Source organism: Parabacteroides distasonis ATCC 8503, from assembly GCF_000012845.1.
Lineage (GTDB): Bacteria > Bacteroidota > Bacteroidia > Bacteroidales > Tannerellaceae > Parabacteroides > Parabacteroides distasonis.
Map to the genome: position 1 here is coordinate 2,679,782 of NC_009615.1, position 21,114 is coordinate 2,700,895.

Below are 21,114 nucleotides of genomic sequence, written 5' to 3' on the forward strand. Positions count from 1 at the left end.
ATTATTTTAATATCTCGATAGCCCGTTGGATACGGCGGATAGACTCCTCTTTACCTAAAGCCTCGGTAATATCAAAGATGCCGGGGCCCTTGCCCTCGCCAACCAAGGCCAGACGGGCGGCGTTCATGATATTCCCCAAATGATATCCCTTGCTCTCGATCCAAGCCTTGCACTCGTTCTCGGTACCTTCTACGTCGAACGGCTCACGGGCACGCAGTTGCTCGATAAACTCACCCAATTGAACAGCCGAATCTTCCTTCCAGCGTTTCTTGCGAGTCTTCTCATCGTACTCCGTCGGGGCGATAAAGAAGAAAGAGCAAAGATCCCATAACTCACTCACGAAATTGACACGGCCTTTCATCATGCCGACTACTTTCTCTACATAAGCATGGGTAGTCTGGATACCGTGGCTCTCCACGATCGGCAAGAACAGGTCGGCGATCTCCGCGTTACTCTTCTCCAGTAAATAGTGGTGGTTAAACCATCTGCCTTTCTCATAATCAAACTTAGCGCCGCTCTTGCTGCAACGAGACAGGTCGAACAAACGGATCAAATCATCCATGCTCATCACCTCCTGATCGTTACCCGGGTTCCAACCCAACAAAGCGAGGAAGTTTACGACAGCCTCGGGGAAGTAGCCACTCTCACGATAGCCCGATGAGACATCACCCGTCTTCGGATCGTGCCATTCCAAGGGGAATACAGGGAAGCCCAGACGATCGCCGTCACGCTTGCTCAACTTACCATTACCTTCCGGTTTCAACAGCAACGACAGGTGGGCGAAACTAGGCATCGTATCTTCCCAACCGAAGAAACGATATAATAATACGTGAAGCGGCGCGCTCGGCAACCACTCCTCACCACGGATCACATGGGTAACCTCCATCAAATGGTCGTCAACGATATTCGCCAAGTGGTAAGTAGGCAATTGGTCGGCCGATTTATATAATACCTTATCATCCAAGATAGAGGAGTTGATAACGACCTCGCCACGGATCAAGTCGTTCACGTGGATATCCTCATTCGGCTCGATCTTGGCACGAACTACGTACTGATGACCTGACTCGATCAGGCTCTGAACCTCTTCCTGAGAAAGCGTCAACGAGTTGCGCATTTGCGAACGGGTAGAGGCGTCGTATTGGAAATTGGCGATCTCCTTCCGTTTCTCCTCCAACTCGGCAGGCGTATCGAACGCTATATAAGCATGGCCATCGTTCAGCAATTGATCGACATACTTCTTGTAGATCTCACGACGCTCGCTCTGGCGATACGGACCGTAGTTGCCGCCGAAGCTCACGCCCTCGTCGAACTTGATACCCAGCCAAGTCAAGGCCTCGATGATATAGTCTTCCGCCCCGGGAACGAAGCGTTGGGAATCCGTATCCTCGATACGGAGAATCATATCACCGCCATTCTGTTTAGCGAATAAATAGTTGTATAAAGCCGTGCGGACACCTCCGATATGCAGCGCCCCCGTAGGACTAGGTGCGAAGCGTACTCTTACTTTTCTTTGAGTCATAATACTTACATTCTATAATAATGCGGCAAAAGTACGCCTTTTTTTCCGCTTAGTGAAGTTTTTTACGTATATTTCGGACGCAAAAAGGAATCTATATGAAACAGAAGAATTACAATATACCGACCGTGGTCTACTTCGTGGTGACCGCATTACTTATCGCCTACTTCTTCCCTCGGGAGGGAAAATTCCGTTATCAGTTCTATGAGGGCAAGCCTTGGAGATATGGATTACTCACCGCCCCGAGCGATTTCCCGATCTACAAGACCGACGACGAGGTAAAAGCGGAGAAAGACAGCGTACTCCGTAAGTTCGAGCCTTATTACCGCATGAACCCCGACATCCAGAAGCAAGAGGTCGAGAAACTGCGTGCCAACTACAATAACGGCAATAACTTGCGAAGCAAAGTATCCCCCGCTTACATGCAGTATATAGAGAGCAGCCTGATCAACTTATACAAGAACGGTATCATCTCGTCGCAGGATCTGGACGAGCTACGGAAAGAGGAATACTCCCGTGTCAACCTCTTGGAGAACGCCGTCGCGCAGCCCCGCTACGTGAGCGATTTCTTCACCGTGCGCACCGCCTACGAGTTCATTATCAACAACTGCCCGCCGCGGCTGGACAAATCGATCCTGCAATCGTGTGACATCAATAACTACCTCACCGAGAACATATCCTATGCCGCCGACATGTCCGACAAGATCAAGGAGGATATGCTACAGAGCGTATCGATCGCTAACGGTATGGTACAAGCCGGAGAGCGTATCGTAGACCGGGGCGAGATCATCGACAACCATACCTACAACGTGCTCCGTTCCCTAAAGGCCATACACGAGGCCAAGACGGGGGGCACGCAGACACAAGGCATCATACTGGCCGGGCAATTCGTGCTCGTCTTCGGACTGATGTTCTGTTTCTGGCTCTACCTATGGTCTTTCCGCTTGAAAATATTCCATAACCGGAAGAACGTACTATTCTTGATCCTCTGCATATTCGTGAGCTGCATCCTTACGGAACTATGTGTTACCTACGCGTTATTCAACGTATATATATTGCCGTTCGCCATCGTACCGATCGTGGTACGTACCTTCTTCGATTCCCGGACGGCGCTTTTCACGCACCTTATCATCGTGCTGATCTGCTCGTTGATGGTACCTTTCCCGCATGAGTTCCTGTTGCTACAAACCATAGCGGGCATGGTCGTGACGTTCAGCCTGAGAAACCTGAGCGAACGTTCGCAACTGATCCGGTGCGCATTCTTCATCTTCCTCTCGTACGCCATCTGCTACATGAGTCTCACGTTGTTCCAAGAGGCGAACCTGAATAAGATCAACTGGATGATGATGCTCTATTTCGGCATCAACTTCATCCTCGTCATGTTCACCTACGTATTGGTATATATGCTGGAGAAGACGTTCGGCTACGTATCGGACATCACCTTGGTGGAACTGTCCAACATCAACAACCCGATCTTGAAGAAGCTTAGCGAGACTTGCCCGGGCACGTTCCAGCACTCCTTGCAGGTATCCATCCTCGCTTCCGAGGCGGCCGCCAAGATCGGCGCCAACGCCCAACTGGTACGTACCGGCGCCCTTTATCACGACATCGGGAAGATGAGCAACCCCGTCTTCTTCACCGAGAACCAATCGAGCGTGAACCCGCATAACCAGTTATCGTTCGACCAAAGCGCGCAGATCATCATCAGCCACGTCACCGAGGGCGTGAAGATCGCCGAGAAGGCCCTGTTACCCAAGGCGGTTATCAGCTTCATCCGTACGCACCACGGGCGTGGCAAGGCGAAGTATTTTTACAACTCTTTCAAGAACCAATACCCGGACAAGCCGATTAACGACGAGCTATTCACCTACCCCGGCCCGAATCCCTTCTCGAAGGAGACCGCCGTACTGATGATGGCCGATTCCGTGGAAGCCGCCTCCCGCAGCTTGAAGGAACATACCGAAGAGAGTATCAGCGCCTTGGTGAACAAGATCATCGACGGGCAGATCGCCGACGGCTTGCTAAAGAGCGCTCCGCTGACCTTCAAGGACGTGGAGACCATAAAGAGCGTATTCGTAGACAAACTGAAAACCATGTTCCATACCCGAATCAGCTATCCGGACTTGAAAAAACAATAGCGAACCAGCATGAACGACCACCTACTCTACTTAGCCTCGACAGGGATCGTAGCCTTTACCTGCCTTCTGGTCAGCGGACTGCTGTTGTCGCTGAAGACCTTGCAGGAAAGCACGATCCCCAAGTACCGGACGGCCTGCAAGTATCTCGCCTTGGCCTCGGCATTGGTAGGCATAGGGCATATCTTCATCTTGTCCTCCGGCACGGACGAGCGAACCATCATGGAGTTGTTCTACTTCCCCATCCTGCTGATCAGCGCCTCGCAAGCGTTGCTGTTCACGTTCCTGCTCACCCTCTTATTCAGGGGAAAGAACGTGACCCGGAGGAATATCCTCCTCCACGCCATGCCTACGATCGCGCTTACCGTAGCGTACACGATCGCTTGTCTCTTCCGGGAGGATGTCCATACGTATCGTTTCGACGTATGGTGGGATAATCTTGGCAACCCGCCCCTGCTGATACGTACGCTCACGTGCCTCGTGTACCTTGTCCAGCTAGGGGGCTATACACATTTTTTCTTCCGGGAGCGGGCGATCTATCTAGGTAACCTGAAACAGATACCCCAATCACCCGAGCGACTGGAATTGCGCTGGGTAACCCGTGCCTTCCTATGGGCGCTGGGTATCGGCATCGCCGCCGTGAGCCTCTGTTTCTTCCCGAATAATTACTATAACACGGCGGTCAACTTCGTGTTCGCCCTCTTCTACGCCTCGGTATCGATCCACTACGCCAACTACCATTATACGTACGACCAACTATACCTGCGGCTCAACCTCGCCCCGCAAGCCGACGCCGATACCGATCCCAACCGGATGGACCTGGAGGATCTTATCGGCGGGTTGCTGGAAATCGAGGAGGACGAGTTGTTCCAGCAAGCGCAAAACTATATGGCCAGCTCCTCACCCTTCCTCAACCCGAATTTCAGCCGGCAAGACCTAGTACGTGCCCTCGGTACCAACGAGAAGTATCTCTCCACCTCCATCAAGGACAAGCTGAACATCACGCTCAAGGAATACATCGACCGCTACCGGGTGAACCACGCCCGTACCGAGCTGTTGATGCCGGGCGACAGCCGGAGCATGGAAGAGATCGCTGTCGGCGCGGGCTTCACCAGCTCCCGCACCTTCTCGCGTATCTTCCAGAAAATACTGGGAGTCACCCCCGCCCAATACCGGCGGCAGGCGCAACAATGAGCATTTTTCCGAGATCTGTCCTCTTTTTTCCCGGATTTGTCCTCTCATTCTTACCCCGAACCCCGTTCTTTGCTGGCAGTAATCACTTAATAAAGGAATACCATGGCAGAACAAATCATTCTCAACACAGACTTGTACGATAACCTGCTCACCGAGCGCAAGGGCGACTACACCGCCAAGCCGCGCATCACCGGGACATTGTATAACACGGACATCGCCGCCCGCATCGTGGCTGCGCGTACCGAGTACCAACACGGCACGATCCTCAACATCCTCGATATGGCCGACAGCCACAAGGTGCAGGCCATCGCCGAGGGCAAGAGCGTGGTGGACGGCGTGGGCCAATACCTCGTCAACGTGCAGGGGGCCTTCGAGGGCGAGAAGGCGCAGTTCGAACCCGGGAAGCACGCCCTCGGCATCACCTACACCATGGGCAAGCTCTTGCGCGAGACCCTCAAGCTGGTGAAGGTGGTGGTGAACGGCGTGGCGGCCGTAGGTCCGGTGATCAATACCGTGACCGACTCCACCTCCAAGGCCATCAACGGGCAGCTCAGCTCCGGCGGAGCCCTCGTGCTGGGTGGCGTGAACCTGAAGATACAGGGTGATGATCCCTCCATCGGTGTCTACCTCACCCCCACCACCGAAGGGGCCGCGCCGATGAAGGCACCCGTGGTGATCGCCAACTCGCCCTCGCAGGTGATCGTGCAGATGCCGACGCTGGCCGACGGGCAGTACACCGTGAGCCTCACCACGCAATACAGCGGAAGCCGTAACGTAAAAGAGCCCCGCACCTACACCTTCCCCATCATCCTTATCGTAGGAGAAGGCGGTGGGGGCGACAGCGAGAGTCCGGACGAGATCTGAGGACAACGTTGTCCGGCATGTCCGGACAACGGCTGCCAAGCATCGAGGACAACGGCTGCCAAGCCTGCCGGACAGGGGCTACCGGACCTGCCGGAAAAAACAACCGATTTATAAACCCTATTATACACATAGAACATGAGAACATCATTACATGACATCCACCTACCGGCAAGGCGAATATTCGCCTTGCTGATCAGTGTCGCGACACTGATCGCCACCCTCCCGACAGCGGCCCGCGCGCAAGCGGAACCTCCCGGGGCACTCGACCTTGCCACCCTGCCGGGCACCCTGAACAATAACTGGTACATCAACCTCGCGTACCTAAACGGCACGTGGGTGTACAAAGTAGGGGCATCCGACACGCAGGCCCCGACCACCGGCACCCCCTTCAACGGTACCATCACCGGCACGATGCCCGAGGTAGGCCGGCAGTTCGTCATACACCCCTCCACCGATTCCGACAGCGTACTCACCTCCGCCGATCCCGACAGCGGCAACCCACCGGCGCTGACGCTGAAAGACGCCGTCATAACCTCAAGTTTCAACCAGCTCTTCTATATCAAGGCCGGCGCGGAACCGACCCTCCGGATCGAGGGGGAGAACCGGATCGAGATCATGAGCGACCTCATCTATAACTTAGGCACGCTCACCCTGACCGTAGCCGATGCGCAGGAGATAAGCCAAGGTATCCTAAACGGATCTCCCGCGGGCACGGGTACGCTCACGGTCTATGCCCAAGCGCCGCTCAGCATCGGCGCCATCTCCAACTTCCAGAATGCCCGGATGCATCTGGACGGAGAGATACATGTCATCAGTAAAACAGGTGGCTCAGCCTTTAAAAACGACAATACCTCGCCGGACGCGATCACGTTCGGGGATAACGCACGGATCCACCTGCAAGCGAACGCGCTCTGCACCTATGTAAGCGGCTTTATCGAACTGGATTTCGATACCGCCCCGACCGATGGCCGGACGCTGTCCGTCACCCCGGCAGGCGACGACGAGCCGGCGGCCACCTTCGCGACCGACGGGACCTGCTGGGGTTACGCCTTCCTCGCCGCGGCCGATACGCGGTATACCGCCTCCCTCGACGGCGAGCGGCTATATGCCGGCAGGCGTTACAGCGGGTCTTCCTATAAAGACGGAGACTACCCCTTCTTCCGGACAGACGGGGCATACTGCCGATACTCCGGCGCCACCGCCACCCGCCCCACCCCGCAGCCGCTCGACCTTTCCAAGGACTACGGCTACGGCAGCACCCGCACCGGCATCGACCTCTTCTTCGACCCCGCGGACGGATGGTACTGCGACGAGAAGATGTTCGACGGGACGGTGACGACAAACGGCAGCTCATCCTACATCAACATCCCCGCCACCATCCATGCCGAGGGCGAGGCTACGCTTACGCTGGACAAGGTAAATTTCCAGCTCCCGACGGGCACGGCCCTCACGGTAGCGAGCGGGACGGTGACGCTCCAAAACAACACCTACAACGCCCTCCTGTCCGGAACCCACGCGCTCCGGGTAGAGACGGGAGCCACCTGCCTCATCCCGACGCCCGCCGACCCAGATAACACCTTGGCGCTGACAGCCGCCGAGCAGGCCATCCACCCCGAAGGCGGCGGCACCGTGAAGGGCCTTGTCCAACTCACATGGCCGGAATCTCCGTCTGGCTACATCTACCTCAAACCGGCGGAACCGGCGGAGAATCCGAATGGTCTGACCTTCAATCTTACAGGCATGAAGAGCATAGCCACGAACTACCCGCTCTCCTTCTACCTAGAGAATCAGTCGACGGGCTTGAAACAGGAAGGCTACCGCTCCGACGACCCGGGGCAAACCTACCTCAGCACCTTCCCCGCCGCCCATCCCGACGGGCTGACAAGCTACACGGGATTGCGCGAAGTCCCGCCCGTCTGGATCGTGATCGACAAGGAGACGGCCTTCGACGCGAGCATGCCGGGCCAATGGCTGCGCGTCACCGAGAAGGGTGTCCTTACGGTAGGGAAGATAGGAGAAAATGGAGTATTTCCACTGGTGAATGATCTCGAGCTGCAGGACGGCGGGCAGATCCGGTTCGCCGATGACGGTGTGCTAGGACTCGTAGCGGCCCGCTTCACCCACCTCTTCCCCAACCGCAACCAATGGCGGGCTACCACGCTAGCATCCAATACCGCCGACAAATTGGCTAGCGACGCGGGAACCCCCTGCTACGTGCGTACCGGATATCCCGACGCCACCGACCAGACTTGGCAGCCGGCGGATCCCGACAACCTGCATATACTCGCCGCGGGTAACCCCGTGCTGATCGCCGGCGAAGGCCCGGAGACAAACACGCTGCGCCTCAATTACGGCAATATCTACCTTTTCAAGGACAGCCCCGACTCCCCCATCGAGCCTACCAGCCCCGCCGAGCCGCTCAACACGGGCGTGTTCCTCTTCAAGGGCAATCGGGCCTCGTACAATGTGGAGATGCGAAACATATACGTCCTCAGCGACGACGGCAGCCGCTTCGAGCTGAAGGACCGGGTTACCCTGCGACCCTTTGAGAGCTATGTCGTGGCCAATGCCGCCACCCAAGCCCTGCTGAAGAGCCTCCGCTTGGACGGTATCGTCACGGGTACGGAGCTGGCCGAGATCCCGGCGGACAACAGCTTCCGCGCATGGACCGCCGACGGACGTTTGCACCTCAGCGCCGACCATGCCGAGAAAGTTGCCGTATACCACGTCAGCGGGACCTTGAAGTGCTACCTGCCGCTCTTGCGCGGCGAGACGACGATCGCCCTTCCTTCCGGCATCTATCTCGTCCGCCAAGGCGGTACCGCAATCAAGGTCGTCCTGTAGAGCATACATTATATTATATACACTAAAACAGATACAAATATGAGAACATTCAGATATATCCTATCCTTGCTAGCCGCTACGCTCGCCCTGCTGGCGCAGCCGGCGATGGCGCAAGCCCCGGAGACGAGCACGAAGGCGCAACCTTCCGACCCAGTCTTCCCATACCTCCTCACCATCCAGCAACCCGCCGAGGGAGCGACGCTGGACGTAATGATCATGAACGCCGCCGGCACGTACACCGCCGTATCCTCCGGCCAGACCGTCTACAACGGGACCAAGGTAGACCTCTTCTTCGTCCCGCAGGAAGGCTACCAACTGACGGTAGGCTCCATCACCTACAACGGCAACGCTACGACCGCAGAGACCCTGGCACCAAACGACAAGGGCTACACCGCACAGCGTAGCTTCACGATGCCCGCCCAGCCGACGACGGTTACCGCCGAGGCCGAGCTTATCCGCTACACGATCACCTACGACCCGAATGGCGGCACCCTCCCGCAAGGCAGCCCCACCCAATATACCGTAGTATCGGACGAGTTCACCCTCCCCACGCCGACACACGCCAATACCTACCTCTCCTTCGAGGGCTGGAAAGACACCGACGGGAATACGGTAGCGACCGTGGCGAAAGGCTCCACCGGCGATCTCTCCCTCACCGCCCAATGGAAAGAGAGCGAGCTGGCAGAGGTGGTAGGAGGGCCGGACGAGACCCGGATCGTCACCACCATCATGACCGCCGAAGAGATTCTGGCCGCTCTTGCCGCCACATGGCCCAAGTTCACCTTCACCACCGACAGAGGCGACGTGATAGATAGCCCGATCTCGTGGAAACTGAAAGACGGCGCTACCCTCGACCTCACGCCCGGCAAGAAGAACCCCTTCGAATGGACAGCCACACCGCTGCCTGATGGCGTGAAAGGCAATGGGTACGTGATGAACGGCACCACGCAGGTCTACCTCGAAGCCTCCCCTATCATACCGGAAGACAACGGCGAGATCACGATAACGGACGAGAACAAGTTCCAACAAGATGATGGTACCGACAACTACTTCAACGGAGAGATCAACGGAGAGGAGGGCAAGATCATAAACAAACTCACCCTCACCCCTCCCGCCGATACCGATATGACAATAAAGCTCAACGAGGTAACCTCCGCGACCACCCTCATCAACGGGACCGGGAAGACCAACCTCACCTTGAGCGGCACGAACAGTCTGGGTGCGGTCACGATCGAGCCCGGCAACGAATTGACGCTCACCCCCGGCGAGAATGCCGGCGACCTTGTCAACACCGCGGTCACCAACAAGGGCCATTTCACGGATCTTACCGCACGAGTGCCCACCGTGACACTCCCCGGCAACATCACCCTCGAACGGATAGACCCGGCGGCAAGTACCCCGATACCATCCACTGACAGCTACGCGGAGCTTAAGGCCGGCATAACCGCCCCCGAAGGCACCGCCATGGATTTGACGTATCTATGGCAGATTTTCAACGCACAGGCCGGCACATGGTCTACCGCCCCGGACGACTCGCAGCTGCGCAACGCCTCGAATACCTACAGGACGAGAACCGTAGGCCAGTATCGTTGCCTAGTTACCGCCACCGTAACCGGAGACGGCGGCACGACCACGACCACGACGTTCGCCACGGCCCCGGCTGCCGTAACGCCTTACGTTCCTCCCGTAACGCCCCCCACGCCACAGCCCACAACCTATACCGTAACCCTCCCCGCCTTGGTAGGAGCCTCCATCACCCCGGCAGCCGGAGCGCATACGGTTACCGAAGGCGACGGTTTCTCCTTCACCCTCATCTTGGACGCAGACTACGACCAGTCCGTCCCTGTAGTGACCGTGAACGGTAACGCCCTCATTCCCGACGCAAACGGCAAGTACACGATCACCGATATTTCCGCCAACCTGACCGTGGCGATCACCGGTATCGTGAGAAATACCACGACCGGTATCGAGCTAGTGGAAAACGCTACCTTGATCCGTGCCGAGAGCGGTGCCTTGCTGATCCGTACGCCGGTCTCCGTGACAGCGCAGGTGATCGCCCTCACCGGAAACGTAGTCCGCACGGTACGGCTTCCCGCCGGAGACAATCGTGTAGATGGCTTGGCTAGCGGTATCTATATCGTCCGCCTATCCAATGAGATAACGAAGAAAGTGATAATCCGATAGGCAAGGTTTCACGAGTGAGAGCGGCGATGACAGCCGCTCTCACAAAAAGAGGTTGCTAGAATGCCCATTGTCAGGTTCTTTGTAATCGCAGTTATAAGCATCTTACAATGGGCATTCTAGCAACCTTACGATAGATAAGTCCAAGACCAGCTCGAAGCCTTCGGCGCCGCTATAATAAGGATCCGGGACGGGAATAGAATAAAGACAGTCACAAGAATAAACTACCGAAGCATTGTCTAACTGATTCTATTTCGTATATTTGCCATTGAAAACCAGAGACAAAAGAAGGATAAAGATATGACAGCATTAGAACTCAACGCAGAATTATTCCGCCAACTCAGTATCATCGCCGAAGATGAGACCTTGATGCGTAAAGCCGTAGAAGCCATCCGCCGTCTTGCGCAGCAAAAGGAAGCACAGACTGAAGAGACTGAATATATTAGTAAGGAAGAGGTACTTGCCGGAATCCGGCAAGGCTTAATCGACGTAAAAGAGTCTCGTAAAAACGGCACATATCAAAAAACATTGCAGGAGGTCATAGATGAATTATAGAATCATACCGCAAAAGCACTTTCTGAAAGAGCTGAAGCGATTGGCAAAGAAATATCATTCGCTAAAACAAGACCTTCAAGCGTTACAAAATGAGCTAAGCAGCAACCCTTCCGCAGGAATTGATTTAGGCTGTGGCATCCGTAAGATCCGTATGGCTATAGGCAGTAAAAACAAAGGAAAAAGTCATGGCGCACGAGTCATCACCTATACCTATACCGTTAATGATACCGAAGGGATTATCAACCTCATTTATATTTATGATAAGGAAGAGCGTGAAAGTATTACCGATAACGAAATCAAATGGTTAGTAAAAGAAGTTGAACGATAGCCGTAACAACCTCTTTACTGATCCGGCTTCGCCCCGAACTTAAGACAAATGGTCTTTACAATATTCCAACAACCCGGCGCAAGCGTCTTCCAATAGATCCAAGACCAGCTCGAAACCCTCGGCACCGCTATAATAAGGATCCGGGACGTGATCGTACAACTTATTCCGGGAGAACTCAGTCATCCGATGTATCTTAGCGACGGATTCCAGATCGGGAGCCATCCGTTTCAAGTCCGTTATATTTTGGTCGTCCATGCCGATAATCAAATCGAAGTCATGGAAGTCCCACTGACGTACCGGACGGGAGATCGAATCCAACACATATCCCCTACGGGCCGCATGCGCCCGCATCCGTGAATCCGCCCGGTCTCCTTCATGATACCCGGTGATCCCGGCGGAATCGATCTCAATCCGATCTCCCAATCCCGCATCCTTCACCAACCTCTTCATTACTGCCTCCGCCGACGGAGAGCGACATATATTCCCCAAGCACACAAACAACAACCGTACCTTCTCCTCCTTCATCACTAAGCTCCTTTCCATTAATTTTCAATTTTCAATTCTCCATTTTCAATTCTCAAGCCGGGTCCACATCATAATGAACCAGCAACTGCTTAAACGGTACATATCCTTGCATCTCAGTATGAATACCCTCCAATATCTCACGAAGCGGAGCGATCCCGGCGGATATCTCGATCTTCAAGACGATCTTCTTGATATGAAGCGTCTGTACCCGGGTGATAGGCGGCGTAACCGGCCCCAACACCCGCTCACCCAAACGAGCACGAAGTTTCTCGGCGTATAAAGCAGACATTTCCTGCAAAGCCTCCTCATTCCGACTCCGAAGGATCAAGACGATCAAACGGTAGTAAGGCGGGTAACGGAACATACTACGCTCGCTCAATTGCAAGCTCACCATTTCCTTATAAGCAAAATGCTGCACCATACGGATCAAAGGATGCTCCGGCTGAGTAGTCTGCAAGATCACCGTACCCCGCTTATCCCGTCGTCCGGCACGTCCGCTAACCTGTACCATCAATTGATAAGCCCGCTCGTGCGCCCGGAAGTCTGGGAAATTCATCAGGCTATCGGCGCTCAAGATTCCGACCACGCTGACATTCCCGAAATCCAATCCCTTCGACAACATCTGGGTACCAATCAAGATTTGTGTCTTCCCCTTCTCGAAATCCGAGATGATCCGCTCGTAAGCCGTGCGGGTACGGGCCGTATCGAAATCCAGCCGCTCCACCTTCGCCGCTGGGAATTGCCCAGCGATCTCCTCCTCTACCTTCTCCGTACCGAAGCCTTGCATCTTGAACTCCGTCCCCTTACACTCTGGACATACCTGCGGCAAGCGGTAGGTATAACCGCAATAATGGCAAACCAGCTGATTATGCGCCTTGTGGTAGGTAAGGCTAACGTCGCAATTCACGCAATGAGGCACCCACCCGCACCCCCGACACTCGATCATCGGGGCGAATCCCCGGCGGTTCTGGAACAAGATCGCTTGCTCACCCCGGGATAAAGCCTCCCGCACCTTCTCCACCAACAGGGGGGAGAAAAGGGTATCTTTCATAATCTTCTTGCGCTTTAGCTCCTTCACGTCCACCGTAATAATCTCCGGCATCAAGCAATCACCGTAGCGGGTGGATAGCTCGACCAGACCGTATTTCCCCGCCGTAGCGTTGAAATAAGAGTCGATGGAAGGGGTGGCGGAACCCAATAAGGTCTTACCGCCGTGCATACCCGCCAAGACGATGGCAGCGTTACGGGCATGGTAACGGGGTGCCGGGTCTTGCTGCTTATACGTATTCTCATGCTCCTCGTCCACGATAATCAAGCCCAAGTCCTTAAACGGAAGGAAGAGGGAAGAACGGACCCCCAATACCAGCATAGGCTCGTCGCTATGCAGCAGCTTGTTCCAGACCTCCACCCGCTCGTTGTCCGAGAACTTAGAGTGGTAGACCAATAGCTTATCCCCGAATAATTTCGCCAGCCGTTCCGTGATCTGGGTCGTGATAGCGATCTCCGGCAACATATATAAAACCTGCCGCCCCAGCCGCAAGACCTCATGGATCAAACGGACGTATATCTCGGTCTTACCACTGGAAGTCACGCCATGAAGCAAGCAAACCTCCTTCGTCTTGAAAGCCTCATGGATCTCTCCGTAGGCTTTCTCTTGCGCCGGACTGAGCGGATTCGGCTCTTGCAAGCGGCAGACGGATACTTGTAAACGACCCACCTCTTTCTCGTAACTCTCCAAGATACCCCGTTTCAGCAGACCCTCCAATACCGCAGAGGTATAACCACTGCGTTCCAATAGCTCTTTCTTGGAAAGCTCCTTCGATAAAGCGGGATTCAAGGTATGGCTTAAATCCAAGAAGCTGACCAACAGAAGCTCTTGCTTCTTCGCCCTTTTCAATTCTTCGAACACCGCCTGCAATTTCGTCTCATCCCAGTAAGCTTCGGCCAAACGGATAAACGCCTGTGTCTTGGGAACGAATCCTCGCTTTAGCTCCTCGCTCACCTCGACCGCCCCTTTCACCATCAAGGAAGAGACGATCGGGACAACATTTCGGAGACCGGTCTTCTTCTCCAACTCCGAGATCGTCAATTTCAAAACCCCGCTAAAGGCATCCAGTACCGCTTGCTCGTTCGGGCGCAAGGGGGCGGTAGCCTCGAAATCCTCATTATAAGTAACCGCCGTCTCGCTTTCCAACTTTAAGCCGGAAGGCAAGGCCGCCTTATACACGTCGCCCAGCTTACATATATAATAAGAAGATATCCATTTCCAGAAACGGAGTTGCGGACGGCGGAGCACCGGAGTGGCATCCAGCAAAGCGTAGATCTCCTTCGTCTCAAAATCGGATACCGGTTCCCGGTCGTGTACCTCCATGACGATGGCCGTATAATATCGTTTCTTCCCGAAATGCACGATCACCCGGCAACCGGGAGTCACGGCTCTTTCCATATCTTCGGGTATCCGATAGGTATAGCTATTCTCCAAAGGAAGGGGAAGTATGACGTCCGCATATTTCATTCAAACAGGTGTTTCATTACGAGCCCAAAAATAACAAAAAAGGCCGGACTTCTAAAGCCCAGCCTCTCTCATTTTATTTTCACCTATTTAGAACAAGATCGCTGCCGTGATAGACCATCCACGATTCTTTCCGGCACCGTCGGAGAGGTTCACCTTCTCAATGCTATAGTTATCAGTCAGTCCCAGACCATAATTGAAACCCACCTGCAAGTGGCTGATCAACTCCACGCCGGCACCGAAGTTAAGGCCTGCGCTGAAATTCTTCGCCTTCACCTGATCCGCTACGGAACCCGGGATATCCCAAAATTTATCACCGCCTACACGGAAACCGATATACGGACCGGCTGCCAGATACGCTTTGACGATCGGTAAGCCGAATTTCCATTTCAAGTTGACCGGAACATCGATATAATCCGTCTTCATCGAAGTCTTAACCCCGCCAACCGAAGTCGTCTCCAAACCTTTTTGCGAATACAACACGGCCGCATCGATCCCGACACCCACCAACGGCAAAGTCGTCTCGATCATCGGCCCCACTTGGAAGCCGGTTACGTTATCCGCTTTCAACACGTCCGAGTTGAAATGGACAGACGATATATTCACACCTCCCTTGATACCGAATTTAAGCTGAGCGTTCGCCGGAAGCGCCATCAACGCTAACAAGGCAACCATAAGAAATCCCACGATTTTCTTCATATTCATACTTCTTTTGTTAATTACTCGTTGCAAATAAACGCACTTTTCTAATAATAAACAAATATTCTCTATAGAGTGTTCACGGAATACCCCAGTCCTTTAAACTCAAAGAAAGCATGCATCTTACATACGGAGCTCATCCCGTCGGTCAGATTCATGCTTCTTTCCCTAATTATTATGGCAAAATAATTATCCGAAACCATGAGACGACTTGATAAGAAAACCTTGGATAAAGAATAGTAAAAACCGGATACGGTTCTTGCGTTCTCTTCCGGCCTTTCCTCGAAGCCGTCGAAAATATACACGCCTTGCAGGTCTTCTGACTTACTTCCGGTCTTAAGCGCCTTCCCATTCACTTGAATGAACAGTGGCAACAGTATTGCTCAACCCGTTTATGAAGCTTACAGCAGCGGGACTGTCCGGGATTCTCACCCGATTCCCTTTTAATCCCTATCCGGCGATTGCCGAAAGGGAACAAAGCATGTAGCAAAGATACATAAAGTTTTGATGTAGCCTAACACTTTCCACAAAAAATATCCCTATATTCCCGGTTCCTGATATAACATAAAGCCGCCCCGATAGCCGTGCGATACTCGGCATACTCCGGTATCTTGAAATGGACATCGCACATCTCCTCCAGACGGGGGAAAATATCCGGGCATTGCGGCAAGCGAGTCAGGTTACCGATCAACACGATATTCTTGATATCGCCATTTAACGAGGCGAAAACAGCTCCTTGCCCGATAGTCTGCAAGACCATATGAACGATACCGAGAGCGATATCCTCAACCTTAGCGTTCGCATCCGCTTTTCCAAAAATAGAGGCTGTCACGTCTAGCGGCAGGCCGGGTAGCGGATGCGGCGTAATATCCCGGATATGCAAGTCGATATCATTCAGGGAACCATGCTCAGCCAAAGACGCTATTTGGTGAAAGTCATGCGTTTTCAATAATAGCTTAGACAAGCCGAGGATGGTTCCGCCACCGATACCCAATCCCCCGATATGCTCGACCGTGGAGCCTTGTACCTTGACAAAAGAGGTACCCGTTCCCATGCTGACCACCAACAGGCTATCCAGTCCCGTATTATACTGCGCCCCTAGCCCATTTGCGAGGAACTCATCCGTCTTCGCGGTTGGTAAGCCATATAAAGGTTGATCGATATAGGCGCTACCTACACCCGTCAAGATCACTTTCTCTATATTCGAGAGTGAGATGTTATTATCATAAATATATTTACCGAAGGCCCCGAATAAAGAGGTTACCGGATCGGTAGCTTTCACGAACATCGGGTTCTTGATCTTCTTATCCTCCACACCGACGATCTTGGTCGTGCTACCTCCCACGTCTATACCTATAACGATTCCCATGATTCTTTCCCTTTTTAATTGAATAATCGCTACAAAAGTACATAAACCCGTATACAATACTAAAAAAGGCCGGACAAAATCAATTGTCCAGCCTCTCTTTATTAAAAAACCGCAAGGTTTAAACGCTATTTATTCGCCTAACAAGATCTCTAGGATCTGGCAAGCTGCCTTCGATACGGAAGTACCCGGGCCAAAGATAGCGGCAACGCCAGCCTTATACAAGAAGTCATAGTCTTGAGCCGGGATTACACCACCAGCGATAACGATGATATCCTCACGACCTAATTTCTTCAACTCCTCGATAACCTGCGGAACCAACGTCTTATGACCAGCGGCCAAAGAAGAAACGCCCATTACGTGAACATCGTTCTCTACAGCTTGACGGGCAGCCTCGGCCGGAGTCTGGAACAACGGTCCCATATCTACGTCGAACCCACAGTCAGCATAACCGGTAGCAACAACCTTAGCGCCACGGTCATGTCCGTCCTGACCCATCTTAGCGATCATGATACGAGGCTGACGGCCCTCTTTCTTAGCGAATTGCTCGCAAAGCTCGCAAGCTTTCTGGAAGTCTGCGTCTTTCTTAGTTTCTGATGAATACACGCCTGAAATAGTTCTAATGATTGCTTTATAACGACCTACAACCACCTCGCAAGCATCGGAGATCTCTCCCAATGACGCACGCAAGCCGGCAGCCTTAACAGCCAACTCTAATAAATTGCCCTTCTTCGTCTTCACGCACTCCGTGATATCAGCCAAAGCTTTTTGAACAGCGGCTTCGTCACGGTTAGCACGCAACTCCTTCAAAGCGGCGATCTGCTCGTTACGTACGGCTGTATTATCAATCTCAAGGATATCGATCGGATCTTCCTTCGGCAAACGATATTTGTTAACACCAACGATGGTCTGAACACCTGAGTCGATACGAGCCTGTGTACGAGCGGCCGCTTCCTCGATACGCATCTTAGGAAGACCTGTCTCGATGGCTTTCGCCATACCACCCATGCTCTCGATCTCTTGGATCAACGCCCAACCTTTATGTACCAATTCATTCGTCAAAGACTCTACATAGTAAGAACCAGCCCACGGGTCGATTTCCTTACAGATCTTAGTCTCTTCCTGAATGTAAATCTGTGTATTACGAGCGATACGAGCGGAGAAATCGGTCGGCAAAGCGATCGCCTCATCCAATGCGTTCGTATGCAAAGATTGTGTATGTCCTAATGTAGCGGCCATAGCCTCGATACAAGTACGTCCTACGTTATTGAACGGATCTTGCTCGGTCAATGACCAACCGGAAGTCTGGCTATGTGTACGCAATGCCAATGATTTCGGGTTCTTAGCGCCGAAGCTCTTCACGATCTTCGCCCACAACATACGAGCCGCACGCATCTTGGCGATCTCCATGAAGTGATTTACACCGATAGCCCAGAAGAATGACAAACGGGGAGCGAACGCATCCACATCGATACCGGCGTTGATACCGGCACGAAGATATTCCATACCGTCGCACAACGTATAAGCCATCTCGATATCAGCCGTAGCACCAGCCTCCTGCATATGATAACCGGAGATAGAGATAGAGTTGAACTTCGGCATCTTCTGAGAGGTATACTCGAAGATATCAGCGATAATCTTCATGGAGAACTCAGGCGGGTAAATATAGGTATTACGTACCATGAACTCTTTCAATATATCGTTCTGGATCGTACCGGCCATTTCCTCCAACTTAGCACCTTGCTCCAAACCTGCGTTGATATAGAATGCCAATACCGGAAGCACACCACCATTCATGGTCATGGAAACAGACATCTTGTTCAAAGGAATACCATCGAACAACACTTTCATGTTCTCCAAGGAACAGATAGATACACCCGCTTTACCTACATCACCAACCACACGTTCGTTGTCGGCATCGTAACCACGGTGAGTCGGAAGGTCGAACGCAACGGACAAACCTTTCTGACCGGAAGCCAAGTTACGGCGATAGAAAGCGTTAGACTCCTCAGCGGTAGAGAAACCCGCGTACTGACGGATTGTCCAAGGACGCATAGCGTACATACCGCTGTACGGGCCACGTAGATAAGGAGGCAGACCGGAAGCATAGTTCAAGTGCTCCATACCCTCCAAGTCTTCTTTTGTATATACAGGTTTCACCTCGATATGCTCGGGTGTTTTCCAATTGGGCTCGATACCATTGGCTTTTGCCCATTCGGCAGCGTTTGTAGCTGCGAATCCGGCATTCTTTATATCTATGTTTTTAAAATTTGGTCTCATAATTGTTTATACTTAAGCGATTCCTAATTTAGCGTTGAATGCTTTCAATGTCTCAAGCACATTGCTCTTTACATTTACGAACTGGTCGATACCTTGAGCCTTCAAGTCGTCCGCGCAAGCAGGAGCTCCGGCTACAACGAATTCGGCACGTCCGGCCAAAGCCTTGTAAGCAGCAGGAGCGAATTCAGCATACTCGTCATCACTAGAGCAAAGAACCACTATCTCAGCACCCGCCTTGACTGCAGCCTCAACACCAGCCTCAACCGTATCGAAGCCTAAGTTATCAATTATCTTATATCCGGCACAAGCGAAGAAGTTAGCGGAGAACTGTGAACGAGCCAAACGCATCGCCAAGTTACCGATCGTCAACATGAATACCTTCGGAGTCTTGCCACTCTTCTCTGTCGCCATACGCAAAGCCTCGAATTCGGAAGCGCCGCGAGAGAAATCAAGAGCCGGGATCGTTGCCTCGCCGCAATGACCACCGCCACAACAGCAAGAACCTTTTTCCTGAATCTTATCGGCAGCTACTTCCGTGAAGTTAGGATACTGGTTAGAACCCAACAGGATCTCACGACGGGTAGCAACCGCTTTCTTACGAACTACATTCGAAGCGTTAACGGCATTTTGGATCTCACCTGCGTTCACGGCAACGGAGAATCCTCCTTTTTCCTCAACCTCCAAGAACAACTTCCAAGCGACATCGGCCAAGGAATTCGTCAATACCTCTACATAATAAGAACCGGCAGACGGGTCAACGACCTTATCCAAGTGGCACTCTTCCTTCAATAATAATTGTTGGTTACGTGCGATACGCTCGGAGAAATCGTCCGGAGTCTGGTAAATCTTATCAAACGGGCGAACCGTGATAGAGTCTACGCCAGCAAGAGCGGCAGACATAGCCTCAGTTTGAGAACGAAGCAAGTTTACGTGAGCATCGTAAACCGTCATGTTCCACTCTGAAGTCTGTGCGTGAGCAACCATCTTGCAAGCGCATTCGCAGGCCGGCTTATAAGCGGCTACGATCTCGGCCCACAACCAACGAGCCGCACGGAACTTAGCGATTTCCATGAAGTAGTTAGAGCTGATACCAAAATTGAATTTGATCTTCTTGGCAACCTCGTCAGCGGTGAAACCAGCCTCGGTTAGTTTTGCCATCAATTCGTTACCCCAAGCCAAGGCGTAACCTAATTCCTGAGAAATGTAAGCGCCAGCATTGTTGAAAAGGAACGCATTTACAGCCAATACACGGTAGTTAGGCAAAGCCTGTCCAGCTTTGAGCACAGCTGCGGCACCTTCTACCCACTCACTGTTTTCTTTACCTTTTACTAAAGGTTTCTTGAAAGCGTCATAGTTTACAGAACCGTAGCACTTCTCTGCGTCGACACCCTTGCCTTTGAAGTAGTCAGCCAAGATACCGATCAACTTCTCCGCTTTGCAGTTGCAAGTGTTGAAGTTCAATTCTACGGAAGCCGGACAAATACCCTCTAATAAAGTAGCTATGTTCTCCTCGTTCACCTCATCACCTTTGATGATGAACCCAAGAGAAGTAACACCTTTCGTCAAAAGGTCTAGTGCTTTCTCGTTAGCACCCTTGAAGCAGCAAACTTCAATGTTCTGGCGTACCTTCCAATCGTTGTCTTTCTTCGTTCCACGAACATAAGGGAATTCACCGGGAAGAGACTCTGTAGTCTTTAAACCCTCGATGTCTTCTGCACGATAGAAAGGATTTACATTAAATCCTTCGCCTGTCTTCCAAACAAGCTTTTTCTCAAACGGTACCCCTTTCAGGTCGGCCGTTATCTTCGCCATCCACTCTTCAGTAGACACAGGTGCGAATTCTGAGAAAAGTTTTTCTTTAAGTTCTGCCATAATATTAGTTGTTTATTAAACTGGTATTAGTAATGTTCAATACTATTTTGTTCAATTACAGATGGCAAAGGTAGAATAAATAAACAGTACCGACAATGAAAAAACAATGAAATCGCAACTACTTTTAACGCCTTTTAGTGGTATTCTCCCCGTTTTCTTGGCATTTTGATAAAAAACACACTTTTTCTTCAAAAAAACTCAGTCCAACTATTGCAGAATTAAAAAATATATCTACCTTTGCAT

At 52.5% G+C, this 21,114-nt stretch carries 15 protein-coding genes and 1 riboswitch; of the genes, 7 read left to right on the top strand and 8 right to left on the bottom strand.

Annotated elements, in window-relative coordinates:
• Position 1: 1 nt before the first annotated feature.
• Positions 2 to 1,519 (bottom strand): glutamate--tRNA ligase, encoded by a 1,518-nt coding sequence (gene gltX, locus BDI_RS11435; protein WP_008779982.1) that lies wholly within the window; start codon positions 1,517 to 1,519, stop codon positions 2 to 4.
• 95 nt (positions 1,520 to 1,614) lie between these two features.
• On the opposite strand from gltX, the gene BDI_RS11440 reads away from it, so the two are divergent.
• The 4 genes from BDI_RS11440 to BDI_RS11455 all read left to right on the top strand — a co-directional run bounded on the left by BDI_RS11440 (position 1,615) and on the right by BDI_RS11455 (position 8,553).
• Entirely contained in the window at positions 1,615 to 3,654 is a 2,040-nt protein-coding gene (locus tag BDI_RS11440) for an HD family phosphohydrolase (RefSeq protein ID WP_011966803.1), read from the top strand.
• A 9-nt stretch (positions 3,655 to 3,663) separates the two neighbouring features.
• Positions 3,664 to 4,845, top strand: coding sequence for an AraC family transcriptional regulator (locus tag BDI_RS11445; RefSeq protein WP_011966804.1), 1,182 nt, complete (start codon positions 3,664 to 3,666; stop codon positions 4,843 to 4,845).
• 102 nt (positions 4,846 to 4,947) lie between these two features.
• Complete coding sequence (locus BDI_RS11450) at positions 4,948 to 5,709, top strand: DUF4469 domain-containing protein (protein WP_008773685.1); 762 nt, start codon at positions 4,948 to 4,950, stop codon at positions 5,707 to 5,709.
• 135 nt (positions 5,710 to 5,844) lie between these two features.
• Positions 5,845 to 8,553 (top strand): hypothetical protein, encoded by a 2,709-nt coding sequence (locus tag BDI_RS11455; RefSeq protein ID WP_011966805.1) that lies wholly within the window; start codon positions 5,845 to 5,847, stop codon positions 8,551 to 8,553.
• Positions 8,554 to 8,622: 69 nt separating this feature from the next.
• Here the strand turns inward: BDI_RS11455 and BDI_RS21220 are convergent, their stop codons facing one another.
• On the bottom strand, positions 8,623 to 9,114 hold the full coding sequence (locus BDI_RS21220; protein WP_237702616.1) for a hypothetical protein: 492 nt from the start codon (positions 9,112 to 9,114) through the stop codon (positions 8,623 to 8,625).
• Between the two features lie 60 nt (positions 9,115 to 9,174).
• Here BDI_RS21220 and BDI_RS11460 point away from each other — a divergent pair, with 60 nt between their 5' ends.
• From BDI_RS11460 to BDI_RS11470, 3 genes are all read left to right on the top strand, one after another.
• The gene (locus BDI_RS11460) at positions 9,175 to 10,737 is read left to right on the top strand and encodes a T9SS type A sorting domain-containing protein (RefSeq protein ID WP_338417106.1); all 1,563 of its coding nucleotides are present in this window, start codon (positions 9,175 to 9,177) and stop codon (positions 10,735 to 10,737) included.
• Between the two features lie 297 nt (positions 10,738 to 11,034).
• The gene (locus BDI_RS11465; protein ID WP_009275598.1) at positions 11,035 to 11,289 is read left to right on the top strand and encodes a hypothetical protein; all 255 of its coding nucleotides are present in this window, start codon (positions 11,035 to 11,037) and stop codon (positions 11,287 to 11,289) included.
• Complete coding sequence (locus BDI_RS11470) at positions 11,279 to 11,617, top strand: type II toxin-antitoxin system RelE/ParE family toxin (protein ID WP_009018009.1); 339 nt, start codon at positions 11,279 to 11,281, stop codon at positions 11,615 to 11,617. The genes BDI_RS11465 and BDI_RS11470 overlap by 11 nt, the downstream gene beginning before the upstream one ends.
• 39 nt (positions 11,618 to 11,656) lie before the next feature.
• On the opposite strand, the gene BDI_RS11475 is transcribed toward BDI_RS11470, so the two are convergent.
• From BDI_RS11475 to mutA, 6 genes are all read right to left on the bottom strand, one after another.
• Positions 11,657 to 12,160 carry a low molecular weight protein-tyrosine-phosphatase gene (locus BDI_RS11475; RefSeq protein WP_009018008.1) on the bottom strand — a complete coding sequence of 168 codons (504 nt, stop codon included), beginning with the start codon at positions 12,158 to 12,160 and terminating at the stop codon, positions 11,657 to 11,659.
• Between the two features lie 34 nt (positions 12,161 to 12,194).
• Positions 12,195 to 14,657: a replication restart helicase PriA gene (priA, locus tag BDI_RS11480; protein ID WP_011966807.1), complete on the bottom strand. Its 2,463-nt coding sequence runs from the start codon at positions 14,655 to 14,657 to the stop codon at positions 12,195 to 12,197.
• Positions 14,658 to 14,744: 87 nt separating this feature from the next.
• Positions 14,745 to 15,353, bottom strand: coding sequence for a porin family protein (locus BDI_RS11485; RefSeq protein WP_005854130.1), 609 nt, complete (start codon positions 15,351 to 15,353; stop codon positions 14,745 to 14,747).
• A gap of 292 nt (positions 15,354 to 15,645) precedes the next feature.
• Positions 15,646 to 15,848: riboswitch (cobalamin riboswitch) on the bottom strand.
• 19 nt (positions 15,849 to 15,867) lie between these two features.
• Entirely contained in the window at positions 15,868 to 16,722 is an 855-nt protein-coding gene (gene coaW, locus BDI_RS11495; protein ID WP_005854128.1) for a type II pantothenate kinase, read from the bottom strand.
• 129 nt (positions 16,723 to 16,851) lie between these two features.
• Positions 16,852 to 18,999 (bottom strand): methylmalonyl-CoA mutase, encoded by a 2,148-nt coding sequence (scpA, locus tag BDI_RS11500; protein WP_005854126.1) that lies wholly within the window; start codon positions 18,997 to 18,999, stop codon positions 16,852 to 16,854.
• Positions 19,000 to 19,011: 12 nt separating this feature from the next.
• Positions 19,012 to 20,871, bottom strand: a complete 1,860-nt coding sequence (mutA, locus tag BDI_RS11505) for a methylmalonyl-CoA mutase small subunit (RefSeq protein WP_011966808.1) — start codon at positions 20,869 to 20,871, stop codon at positions 19,012 to 19,014.
• Positions 20,872 to 21,114 lie beyond the last annotated feature (243 nt).